Below are 11979 nucleotides of genomic sequence, written 5' to 3' on the forward strand. Positions count from 1 at the left end.
CAAGGCCCCCGCGAAAATGATCAGTTCCCGAAACCATTTTCCCCAGAGCTCAGCCCTGCGTCTAAACTGGCGATATGACTCAGAGCGTGAAGAAAACTCGACAGGCCGGACTGGGAATGACTACAGGAGCAATGTTCATTGCCTGGACCTTGGGCCTTGTCGGAGTAGTCATGCTGATTCTTGGAGGGGCCACTGCGGCCGCGCTAGTCATTCTTGCGGCAGCCATTTTGCAAGCCGGCGCCATGATCGCCGAAGCGATATACCGCTCCAGAAGCTAGCGCTCAGTGGCATCGTCCGCGTAGTGATCTACCGGACCTAGGATCAGCCTTCCGGACCCTGCTCAAGTTCTGCAACGAATCGCGCCAAGCGGGCGGTTCTCGTTTTCTCTGTTCGGGCAATCATCAGCTGATGCAGGATGTGATAGCGCGGTTGGGATTTCAAGGCCGCAAAGTTCTTGGCCGCCACGGCCGAGCGATCCAGCGCTTCTTGCAAATCCGGAGGAACCTGGGCGGTGGCCTGGCCTTGGTAGGCACGCTCCCACCGTCCATCTTCCTTGGCCTTCTGGATTTCCGCGAAGCCCCGTGGCCGCATGCGTCCTTGATCAATCAATTCCTGGGCGAATTCAGTGTTCTTCTGGGACCAGACAGAGTTCTTCCGGCGGGGAGTGTAGCGCTGGAGGAAGGTCGTCTCATCGCGTTTGCGGCGGATGGCATCGATCCATCCGCTGCAGAGCGCCTCGGGCAATGCTTGTGCGACAGCGAGCGAGGTGGGGGAAGTCGTTCCCTTCTTTGCCACTACCAGCCAAACGCCATCGCTGGTTTCTTCGTGTTCGTCGAGCCAAGCGCGCCAAGCGGTGACATCAGGAAGAATCAAAGCATCTTGTGGATCCATGGAACCTATCCTGCACCTCGTTGCCCGTAGTTGCTAGAGCCTCGACTCGCCGTCGGGATGATGCCTGCCATTGCTTGCCCGATGGGCGGCGGGCCGTGGCTGGAGACCGTGGAGCAATTTCCTGCTCCGGAACATCATGAAATGACACGCCACGGATCGTGGCGAAGAGCGCGGCCGGCCGTCCGCGGGCATCAATGCCGGCAGGCTACGTGGAGCTGGCCACACCATGGCTGTGCGCCAGCGCGACAGCTTGGGCACGGGAGCTGACGCCCATCTTCTTGAAGAGATTGCGCACGTGGAATTTCACCGTGTTCTCGCTGATCCCCAGCGTCTGCGAAATAGCACGGTTGCGCTGCCCCGCTGCCAGGAGCTGCAGGACCTCGAATTCCCGGCCACCCAGGCTCCATTCGGCGATTTCCGCCACGGCCGACGGCGGGGCATCCAGCGGGAGCCGCACCGCGACCTCCGTGCCCCATCCGCCCATGACCTCGATTTCGATCAGCCCGTTCAGCGCCTCCACGCGCCGCACGAGGCGGTCCAAGGCCGCCGCGGAGGGATCGATGCCGCCGCGTGCATCGTCGCGGACATTGATCAGCAAATTCTCGCCGTCGCAGTTCCACTGCACCCGGATCCGCTGGATGTCTTCCTGCTCCATCATCGCCAGGGCCAGGCCGCGCACGATGGCCCGGGCGGCATGGGCCACCTCGCCGGGCAGCGCCCTGCCGTTCTTGGGCGGCTCGACGAATTGCAGGTCCACGCCGCTCAAAGTGGTCAACGGGCGCAGGTCATCGCGCAAGCGGGTGAAAGCCGAAGCGACCGGTTCCTCCACGATGCTATTGGTGCGGTCATCCACGGTCTTGAGCCCGACCAAGGTCTTGGCCGCAAGGTCGATGGCGGCAACTCGCGCGACCGCATCGTCCAATTGCGTGGAGCGCAAGGTCGCCAGCAGGATATCGAGGCTCGTCGCATACTGTTCCACCAGCTCGCCGGTCACCCGAACCCGCTCTGCCGAGACCGCGCGCGATTCGCGCAGATAGGACGGAGGGGCATCGGCGACCTTCTCGCGGATCCGGTTGGCGGCCAGATTCCACAGGTATCCGATCATCTCGGGCTGGCCACCGGCCCGGCGGGGCTCGATGAGCACCAGCAGCGCATTGCTGGGCGGGTAGCGTAGGGCAAGGATCTCCCGCGGAGCACCGCCGATCTCGGCACGCTCGCTCCAGCGGTTCTCACCGGGATGGGAACCGCGGATCCGATCCAGTTCCGCAATGCCCACCAGATCCGTGATGCGCTGATCGCCGGCAAGCTTCCTGGGCCTATCGGTGCACTCCTCGGTGAAAATGGCCAGGGCCGCGCAACGGATTTCCGGAGCCAGGGCATCACGCAGGCGAACGGCGATCTGCGGCAGCGCAGCCGTGGCCAGCCGCGCGATCGATTCGAGCACCCCTGGTGCCGGCTCGGCAGCTTGCAGGCCAGGGTCGAAAGAGGAGTCCAGAATGCTCATGCAGGCGAGTGTATCGCAGCTCGGGGGACCAGCCACTATCCGAAAGGACAGGTTCAACTGCCTGTAAATGGCGTAGCGGCAACCCCTTTCTGGCCGGAGGATTGACTCATGCCCATCAAAGCCGATCCGGTCCGCCGGGAGGCGCTGTCGAAAGGAATGGCATGAACACCATGGCCTTACCCCTCACCGAAGCGATATCCCAGCAGGACGTGCTGGACACCATGGACCTGGTCCACTCGGAGATCGAGGCAACCGTGCGGGGCGTGAAGCCGCGGCAGGTCGTCGAGCTCGCAGCGCAGCTGCGGGCGGCACCCAGGGTGTTCGTCGCCGGTGCCGGGCGCAGCGGGCTGGCCTTGCGCATGGCGGCGATGCGCCTGATGCATCTGGGCCTGGCCGTGCACGTTGCCGGGGATGCCACCACGCCGGCCATCGCCGAGGGGGACCTGCTGCTCGTGGCCTCCGGATCCGGGACCACCGCGGGCGTGGTCCAGAGCGTCCGCACCGCCCAGCGGGCCAGCGCCCGGATCGCGGCCATCACCACCGATCCATCCAGCCCCATCGGGTCGGCCGCCCACGTTCTCGTAGAAGTCCCGGCCGCCGGGAAAACGGACCACGGATCGTCCATTACCCGCCAATATTCCGGCAGCCTGTTCGAGCAGTCGCTGTTCCTGATCAGCGAAATCGTGTTCCACACGCTCTGGAGCGCGGATGACGCCACCGCCCAGCAGCTGTGGCAGCGCCACGCGAATCTGGAGTAGACCGGCGCTTTGGCGCCAGGATCAACCCACCATCAATAACCCCTGAAAGGGAACATCATGAAAATCCAAGTTGCCATCGATCTGCTCAGCACTGCCGAAGCGCTGGAGCTGGCTGGAAAAGTCGCCCCGTATGTGGACATCATCGAGCTGGGCACCCCGCTGATCAAGGCCGAAGGGCTGTCGGTGATCACCGCCATCAAGCAGGCCCACCCGGACAAGACCGTCTTCGCGGACATGAAGACCATGGACGCCGGGGAACTGGAAGCGGACATCGCTTTCGCCGCTGGCGCGGATCTGGTTTCCATCCTCGGGGCCGCCGATAATTCCACGATCGCCGGCGCGGTCAAGGCGGCCACCGAGCGCGGCAAGGGCATCGTTGTGGATCTGATCGGCATCGCTGACAAGCCAGCCCGGGCCCGCGAAGTTGCTGCGCTGGGCGTCCAGTTTGTCGAATTCCATGCTGGCCTGGACGAGCAGGCGCAGCCGGGCTACGACCTGGATGTGTTGCTGAGCGCTGGCACAGCATCCCAGGTGCCGTTCTCGGTGGCTGGCGGCGTCAGCATCAGCACGATCGCCAACGTCCAGAAGTCCGGCGCACAGGTAGCCGTGGCCGGCGGTGCCATCTACTCCGCCGCCGACCCGGCGCAGGCAGCCAAGGAACTGCAGGCCGCACTGGTCTAGACGCAGTTCCCCGTGGGGTCGTGAATACGATCTGACGGAATATATGCGCTGATCCTAGTGTGGGGTCGACGATGCTCATGGTGGCTTCATCGCTGCCATGGATGACCTCGATTCTCGGGTGGCCTACGTTGGGGTTAGCCTGAATTAGTGGACAGCCGAACAAGCGGGATCAGCCGATCCCGCATTTGAGAGGATGTCATTAATGAGCAATATGAAAAAGCAACGCAGGTCCTTCACCGAGGAGTACCGCAGGGAAGCTGCCGGCCTGGTCATCGACACCGGACGCACCATCAGCGCGGTCGCCAAGGAACTGAACCTCGGCGAGCAAACACTGGGCACCTGGGTGAAGATAGAACGATCCCGCCGAGGCCTGGACGGTGAGCCGACCGGAGCGTTGGACGAGTCCGAACGCGAAGAACTCAAACGCTTGCGCAAGGAAGTCTTCGAACTGCGGGAAGACAACCGTTTCCTGGGAAAGCAGCGTCCTTCTTCGCGTCGAAGCAACATCGGTCGAACGGTTCGAACTGATGCACGCGTTGAAGGATGAGTTCGCCTTGACCCGCATGGCGGCATTGCTTCACGTCTCGAAATCCGGGTACTACGCCTGGAGGCAACGCCAATCCGCTGGCCCGTCCCCGAGGGCTGCTGCGCAGCGGGCACGGGATGTGAAGGTCGCCAAGGTCTTCAACGATTCCCATCAGACCTACGGGGTTCCGCGGGTGGCCGCCCAGCTGGCCCGCGAGGGATCCCCGGCCGATCCCAAGACCGTCGCTGCTTCAATGCTGCGCCAGGGCATCGAAGGGATCAGCCCACGGAAGTTCACTCCGGTGACCACGATCCAAGGCGTTGACACTTACCACCTGCCGGATCGGGTGCGCCGGCAATGGGACCAGGGCACCTTGGACAAGGTCTGGATCAGCGACGTTACGTATCTGCGCACCAACGAGGGCTGGCTGTACTTGTGCGCAGTGCGTGATGGCTGCTCCCGCAGGGTGCTGGGATGGGCGCTGGACAGCGTGCAGAACACCGATCTGGCGGAAAGGGCCCTGCGCATGGCCAGGACCCTGCGGGGGAAGATTCCAGGTCAGGTGGTGTTCCACGCGGACCGCGGCTCGCAATTCACCTCAGCCCAGTTGCATGAGGTGGCTGTTGAGCTGGATTTGCTGCAGTCCGTGGGCCGCACGGGCGTGTGCTGGGACAACGCCATGAGCGAGTCATTCTGGTCGACGCTGAAGACCGAATTCTATGACCGCTACCGGAGGGCAACCAGGGCGGACGCCAAGCAGAAAGTGGCTTGGTGGATTGAGGATTTCTATAACCGCCGCCGGCTGCATTCAAGCCTGGGGATGGTTCCTCCGGTGGAGTTTGAGCAGAAGCTTCGCGGCCAGCAGGAACGCGTTGAACAGCATAGGACCGTGCTAACGCTAGCAGCATGAGCTAGATCACGTGTCCACTAGTTGCGGGGAACCCCAGTAGCCCTCAAGTAAGCTGGGGACTTTCATAAATTCATGGGAATCGGCCCCACCTTTTTGCGTGTCCAATCCGAAACGGACGCGTTGAGCGTTTCAAGTCGCCAAGCCTGCAGTTTTCGTTTTGTTCGTCTTAGATGCTGATTATGCAACCACACGCCTCGCGAATTGGCGGTATTGAAGGCTTTGTGGCCTTTGGTGAACGTGCGTAAAAACTTGTTCACTCCAACGACGAAGGCCGTGGGATACAAGGTCAGCCGGTCAGGAAGGCAGGTGCGGGCCTACGATGCTCCGTGCACGCCGGCAGACCGGGTCAGGCTTACTGGAGTGATGCTGGCACCGCAGCGCGAAGCGCTAGACCGGTTGTATCGGGATACGGATCTAGCTGAGCTGACCCGGCGGATCCATCAGTTGCAACAGGAACCTATTCGTCTTGCGGAGGCGAAGACGCAAGCTCAGGTGCAGGCGCAGGTTTCTTAGTGATTACGCGAGCATTTTAGGTGAGGCATGGGTTGTTGTTTTCGCGAGCATATTGACTTGAGGCACTACGTGGTCCGCGCCGGAGGTTTTTTATGAGCCAACGCGGTAACTTTCCCACGTCCTGCAAGGTGTGTACGCTGATCATCATGAAACCATTTGAGGGGGCTCCAGTCGCTGACGCGTCAAGCGAGCAGCAAACTCTTGGTATTCATTTACATGGCGACCCGGCAAAAATATCCGCGGAAGCATTAGAACGCGTCGCTCGCTCGTTACATGACCTACTTAAAGCCTCCTCAAAGGTACTGCTGGAGGAGAGTGAAGAACCTTCGTGGGTCGTTTCGAATCTAGCTTTAAGCAGCATTACGGCTGGTTTCATGCCGCGAGCAGATTGGTCAGAGGCCGGTAATCAGGTCATTGCCAAATTAGCAAATGGCTTGACCGAGCTGAAAGATGAAGGCAGCGCACCAGAGCATTGGGACACTGAAATGCTTCGTGCGCTTCGCAAAGTTACTAAGCTTGATCAGTTTGCAGGCGCTGAAGGCGTTGACATTTGGGTCGGTAACACCGAAAACAGGGTGCTTATTGATGCTGAATTTAGCAGGATAGTTGAGCAGACTCTTGCTCAAGAATCAAAGATCTCACGTGGAAGCGTTACCGGTCACGTCGTTGGCTGGAAAGACGAAGGTGGATCTGAAGTGCTAACGATCCAGGATGAATCTTCGAGAACTCGCGTCCCAGTTCGCATCTCTTCGGATGCCGGGCTGACAATTCAGCAAGTTGCTGGGTCGCGTCTTCGAATAAGCGGCGATCTGAAGCGAAATAGGGACGGCAAAAAGATCTCACTGGTCATGAGAGATTTCGAAGTTCTTCCGGATAGGGAAGTCGTGAGCGTAGACCTAATTAAGGGACTGTGGGCGGATGACGAGGAGTGGGTCGACTCGGTGGAATTCCAGAGGAGACTCCGAGATGAAGAATAAGCCAGAGCTGATTGTTCTTGATACTTGCGTCTACGTGGACGCGCTGTTCATCGGACATGCTCAGCATGCCGACGCCAGCGCCGACCGAGCTCAACGAAGCCTTAGAGTTCTTGAGTCGCTGGACAAGGGCGAGTACATCGCAGGGCTGCTGCCGTTGGTTCTTATCGAGCTTAACTCTTCGCGTCAGCTTGGACAGAACTCAACTTCGAAGCAGAGGAAAGCGCGAAAAGTTGCTCTTGACCAATATTTTAACGGTTTTGGGCACATCACTTTGGAGCATGATGAACGTGTAGCATTGCTTGGTGCGAAAATTGCGCGAGAAATGCAGATGAAAGGTCCAGACGCCATGCTTGTCGCAAGCGCCGTAGTGCATGACGCAGCTATCCTCTACTCATGGGACGACAAAGTTTTGAGCCTGAATGCTAATCCCCTGGTCCGCAGTTTGTACATCCAGAAGCCGCCTGAGCGTGTTGCGCCAGCGCAGGCGACGATCTACGAACTGCTCGACGCTAAATACCAGGACACTGCAAATCGCATATTAAAGCATACGCGTGGCAGCGAAGGATCATAAAACAGCATCCCTCGGCACTACCCGTGTCATGATACGAGGAACCAGTGGGCTAATGGATAAGATCAAAGGCAAAGATCCGATCTTCTAGCTATCTGGTGGTCCCATGTCAGCCGTGCAAAATCCACACAAGAAGCCGACCCTTGGCGAGGCGCGGCAGAACGCTGCGCGTTTCGCTAAACGGTGGGCTGGCACCACCCGCGAGAATGCTGAGACACAACTTTTCTGGGCTGAATTTCTCAAAATCTTTGGTGTAGACCATAAGAGGACCATCCTTTTTGAGCGTCATGCCGACCGTTTAAGCACGGGAAGACCTGGACGCATTGATGTCTTTTGGCCTGGCGAGCTTCTCATTGAACAGAAGAGCTTCGGTAAAGATCTGACTAAGGCCGCTGATCAAGCTTTTGATTATCTGGATGGGCTTCCAGTTCAAGAACTTCCAGATCAAATTATCGTGTCTGACTTCGAGAACTTCGAGGTGCATGATCTTACAGTTTCTCCTATTCACGTCACAAAATTCACGCTCAAGCAGCTACCGCAGCGCATCGGTCTATTCATGTGGATGGCCGGGTATACGCGTCGACCGTCAGCTGTTACAGACGCCGGTACCGCCAACAAAAAAGCCGTGAAACGCATGGCGGAGCTTTATGACGCTTTAGCGCACGATAATCTTTCTGATCATCAGACGTCGGTCATTCTGGCACGCATGCTTTTCCTACTTTTTGCTGAAGATACCGGATTGATGGAGCGCGGGCTTTTTGCTCAAATTATTCGGGATCGCTCTGCTGAGGATGGCAGCGACCTCGGTGGACTGATGGGGCAGATCTTCCAAGTACTCGACACGCATGAGTCGAGGCGTAGCGAGCGCACAGACGAACTTATGCTGCAACTTCCTTATGTGAATGGATCCGTTTTCTCTGAGCAAGTTCCGCTGGTTAACTTTGATCGGGCGATGAGGGATGCAATACTCGCTGCAACCGATTTCGAATGGGGGACAATTAGCCCTGCAATTTTTGGGTCAATGTTTCAGGCGGTGAAATCTAAAGAGCTGCGCCGTGAGCTCGGGGAGCACTATACGAGCGAGGAGAATATCCTACGAACGCTGGGACCATTGTTCTTGGACGGTTTGAAAAAGGAGCTGAAAGAAGCCGAGTACAGTCGTTTGAAGCTCAACCGTTTGTGGGACAAAATCGCGGGTATGCGCTTCCTGGATCCAGCCTGTGGTTGCGGTAATTTCTTGATTATCACTTACCGTGAGCTCCGAGAAATTGAGCTGCAGATCATGGATCGCTTGCAAAATCTTGAAGGTAGCAGCCAAGTGATGCTGGTGGATGAGTCCGCCGGGTTGAAGGTTTCACTGGAGCAATTCCATGGCATCGAAATCGAGGAGTGGCCTGCTCGTATTGCTGAGGTGGCTCTTTTTATCACTGATCATCAGGCGAACCGGCGGATGCTTGAAGTACTCGCTGAGGCTCCGAACCGGTTGCCCTTGCGGGTTTCAGCGAAAATTGTTGTGGCTAACGCTTTGCGGACCGATTGGGAACGGGTTCTACCCGCGTCCGATAGCGTTGTCATCGTTGGCAACCCGCCATTCAGTGGACAGGGCAAAGTTACTGAGGAACAAACCGAAGACCTCAAAGTTGCATGGGGTAAGAGTAGATACCACGGTTATCTGGATCTGGTTACAGGCTGGTTCGTGAAGGCAGTTGATTACTTTGGCAAGCATGAAGGTCGGTGGGCGTTTGTGTCTACGTCTTCCATTTGCCAAGGCGAGCCCGTTCAGGCGCTTTTTAAGCCGATCTACGACGCTAGCTGGCATATTGGCTTCGCCCATCGTGGTTTCAATTGGAAAACTGAAGCAACCGGAAAGGCCGGCGTACATGTTTCCATCACAGGTTTCACTAGGGAGTCAGGAAAAAGGCAACTATTCGAATACGGTGCCGGAGGACGAGAAGCACCTCGGCAGAGGGAAGTTAAGTCTATCTCTCCTTATTTGGTAGAGGGCCGGGAGCTGTATGTAACAAGTTCAACTAAACCAGTTAACCCACAAATGCCCATCGTGACCAAAGGCAATCAGCCCACGGACGGCGGAAATTTGATTGTAAAAGCGGAAGTGTATCCGCAGTTCGTGGCCGACTCGAACGCGGCTAAATACCTGCGACGTTTCCCCGGGGCTAAAGAGCTTATCAATGATAAGCCTCGGTGGTGCTTGTGGATGGTGGATCTTGAACCGTCCGACGTTCAGAAGTCGGCTTTGCTTCGTGAAAGAATAGAAGGGGTACGGCAGATGCGCTTGGGCAGTTCCAAAGCGAACACTCGCGCAAAAGCAAATACCCCGCACCTATTTGACGAAAACCGTCAACCTGACTCTGAATACTTGGCAATTCCTCGGCATTACTCAGCTGGACGCTTGTACTGCACTGCAGCCTATTTTGGCCCTGAAGTGATTCAGTCGGACGCGAACTTCATGGCTGCTGATGAAGATGGGTTCCTTTTCGGTATCTTTTCATCGTCGCTGTTCATGTCGTGGCAACGAATGGTCGGTGGTCGAATACGTGATGACTTGCGCTTTTCAAACACCCTTGTGTGGAATACTTTCCCATTGCCAGAGTCGTTCAGTGAGCACGCACGCAAGAGTGTGACGGACGCGGCAGCGAAGGTCCAGGAAGCTCGTGAGGCACAGCCTGGTAGGTCGCTTGCCGAAATGTATAATCCGCTGGCAATGCGTCAGGATCTATTGAAGGCTCATAGAGAGCTTGACCAGTCTGTTTTTAAACTATTTAGCTTACGTAAAGTCTTACATGATGAAGGCGAGAAGCAAGAGCTGCTCTTTAGTCGATACACGGAGATGATTGATTCTAAGTAGCCTGCATCCAAGTATCAATGCCGTCGAGCTGATCCTTATTTGTCGCTCTCATCTTCCTTTGGCGTCTATGGCGACTGGTACTCCTTGTACAGCTCCTTGTACTTTCGAGTGCGCATCCCGAAGGTAAGCAGGTGGGTGACTATTTCGTCCAGGGAGATGCCAAAGCTTGAGCTGCGACCGTCAGGATTCGCACCTGCGGCGCAGGCAGTGACAGTGTCACCGTGATCTCTGATCGAGCACGTCTTCGTTGCGGTGGGCTCTTCTTTGCTGGCATTTTCTCCTTTATGGGTTTTATTTAGCGGTCATTAATCGTTTTGGTTCACATGCAATTTAGTGAGCTCGCCGGTCTCTGTTAAATCCCCCCTAATTGAAACTACGCGTCCACGTGTCTGGTACCGCGATTCCACGAATCGGGTGTGAAATCTCGGGACATCATAGACAGCGAATGTCCAATACTTTGTACACAACTACCAACAGCGTTGCATCGGCTCTGAGGCAGGATGCGATTGGAGTGCGCGTCACCAATCTCGTCAAGGCCCTTTGTGAGATGTAGGAAATCAACGTCCATGTCCAGCTACTTGAATCGTCCCGGGCTTCGCCACTACGACGTCATGGGTATCCAAGAAACGAACGACCACCGTTGCTGCCTAGACCATCGCCCCGGAGGTCGAGCGCAGAGCCGGGACGGAGAAGGCTAGCAGCAACGAAGGCGTCGAAGATCCCGTCACTTCAGGCGCGGGCACCAACAAGCTCCTCGCGCAGGATGCCAGCGCCAGCGCTCAGCGCACTGAGCTTAGCCAGGGCCACATCGCGGCGGAACGGGGCCATGCCGCAGTTGGTGCTTGCAATCAGCTTGTCGGCATCGACATATTCGAGTGCGTTGCGCAGGGTCTGCGCCACTTCCTCGGGAGTTTCCACAGCGTCATTGGCCACGTCGATGGCTCCAAGCATCACTCGCTTGCCGCGGACCAATTCGACGACCTCCAGCGGGACATTCGAGTGGTGGGATTCCAGCGAAACGGTATCGATGGAGGAAGCCTGCAATAGCGGGAAGGACTTCTCGTAGTGGCGCCACTGTGCGCCGAGAGTGGCTTTCCAATCATTGTTCGCCTTGATGCCATAGCCAAAGCAGATGTGAACTACGGTCTCGGCTTTGAGCCCCTCGCAGGCGCGCTCCAGGGCCGCAATGCCCCAGTCTGCGACCTCGTCGAAGAAGACGTTGAAGGCAGGCTCGTCAAACTGGATAACATCCACTCCGGCGGCTTCAAGCTGGCGGGCTTCCTGGTTCAGGATGGTAGCGAATTCCCACGCCAGCTTCTCCCGGCTGCGGTAGTGCGCATCGTACAAGGTATCAACCATGGTCATCGGGCCAGGCAGGGTCCACTTGATCTGCCGGTCGGTCAGCGTGCGCAGGAACTTCGCGTCCTCAACGAATACCGGCTTTTCGCGCTCGACGGCACCAGCCACGGTGGGAACACTGGCGTCATAGCGGTTGCGGATGCGCACGGTCTCGCGCTTCTCGAAGTCGACGCCGCTCAGGTGCTCAATGAACGTGGTGACAAAGTGCTGGCGGGACTGCTCGCCATCAGAAATGATGTCGATGCCGCGCTGGTCCTGCTCGAGGACCGCAGCGCGCATGGCGTCCTGCTTGCCTTCGCGCAATTGCTCGCCTTCAAGCTTCCATGGGGACCAAAGCTTTTCAGGTTCGGCAAGCCATGAAGGCTTGGGCAGGCTGCCGACAATTGATGTGGGGATAAGCGGGGAAGTCATGAGTTATCTTTCGGA

General features: G+C 57.6%; 11 protein-coding genes. 8 read left to right on the forward strand and 3 right to left on the reverse strand.

All coding sequences use genetic code 11. The features are described 5' to 3' along the window. The first annotated feature begins 74 nt into the window (after positions 1–74). The gene (locus M2368_RS06635; RefSeq protein WP_332489410.1) at positions 75–278 is read left to right on the forward strand and encodes a hypothetical protein; all 204 of its coding nucleotides are present in this window, start codon (positions 75–77) and stop codon (positions 276–278) included. A 43-nt stretch (positions 279–321) separates the two neighbouring features. Here the strand turns inward: M2368_RS06635 and M2368_RS06640 are convergent, their stop codons facing one another. Then, on the reverse strand, positions 322–891 hold the full coding sequence (locus tag M2368_RS06640; RefSeq protein WP_498724232.1) for a YdeI/OmpD-associated family protein: 570 nt from the start codon (positions 889–891) through the stop codon (positions 322–324). A gap of 205 nt (positions 892–1096) precedes the next feature. Next, the gene (locus tag M2368_RS06645; protein WP_498724233.1) at positions 1097–2395 is read right to left on the reverse strand and encodes a helix-turn-helix transcriptional regulator; all 1299 of its coding nucleotides are present in this window, start codon (positions 2393–2395) and stop codon (positions 1097–1099) included. Positions 2396–2556: 161 nt separating this feature from the next. Between M2368_RS06645 and hxlB the strand changes: the two genes are divergently transcribed. From hxlB to M2368_RS06680, 7 genes are all read left to right on the forward strand, one after another. Continuing rightward, positions 2557–3153, forward strand: coding sequence for a 6-phospho-3-hexuloisomerase (gene hxlB, locus M2368_RS06650; protein ID WP_498724234.1), 597 nt, complete (start codon positions 2557–2559; stop codon positions 3151–3153). A gap of 57 nt (positions 3154–3210) precedes the next feature. After that, positions 3211–3834: a 3-hexulose-6-phosphate synthase gene (gene hxlA / locus M2368_RS06655; protein ID WP_133833168.1), complete on the forward strand. Its 624-nt coding sequence runs from the start codon at positions 3211–3213 to the stop codon at positions 3832–3834. A gap of 202 nt (positions 3835–4036) precedes the next feature. After that, a protein-coding gene (locus M2368_RS06660) for an IS3 family transposase (RefSeq protein WP_498724235.1) occupies positions 4037–5270 on the forward strand; the annotation gives its coding sequence in 2 pieces (ribosomal slippage) (positions 4037–4314 and positions 4313–5270; 1236 coding nt in all). Between the two features lie 201 nt (positions 5271–5471). Beyond that, positions 5472–5783, forward strand: coding sequence for a hypothetical protein (locus tag M2368_RS06665; RefSeq protein WP_498724236.1), 312 nt, complete (start codon positions 5472–5474; stop codon positions 5781–5783). Between the two features lie 146 nt (positions 5784–5929). Beyond that, on the forward strand, positions 5930–6760 hold the full coding sequence (locus tag M2368_RS06670; RefSeq protein WP_498724237.1) for a hypothetical protein: 831 nt from the start codon (positions 5930–5932) through the stop codon (positions 6758–6760). Next, positions 6750–7331 (forward strand): type II toxin-antitoxin system VapC family toxin, encoded by a 582-nt coding sequence (locus M2368_RS06675; protein WP_498724238.1) that lies wholly within the window; start codon positions 6750–6752, stop codon positions 7329–7331. The genes M2368_RS06670 and M2368_RS06675 overlap by 11 nt, the downstream gene beginning before the upstream one ends. Before the next feature lie 103 nt (positions 7332–7434). Then, positions 7435–10194 (forward strand): class I SAM-dependent DNA methyltransferase, encoded by a 2760-nt coding sequence (locus tag M2368_RS06680; RefSeq protein WP_498724239.1) that lies wholly within the window; start codon positions 7435–7437, stop codon positions 10192–10194. A 729-nt stretch (positions 10195–10923) separates the two neighbouring features. Here the strand turns inward: M2368_RS06680 and M2368_RS06685 are convergent. Continuing rightward, positions 10924–11964, reverse strand: a complete 1041-nt coding sequence (locus tag M2368_RS06685; protein ID WP_498724240.1) for a methionine synthase — start codon at positions 11962–11964, stop codon at positions 10924–10926. Positions 11965–11979 lie beyond the last annotated feature (15 nt).

The sequence above is a fragment of the Arthrobacter sp. JUb119 genome, from assembly GCF_024807995.1.
Taxonomy (GTDB): domain Bacteria; phylum Actinomycetota; class Actinomycetes; order Actinomycetales; family Micrococcaceae; genus Glutamicibacter.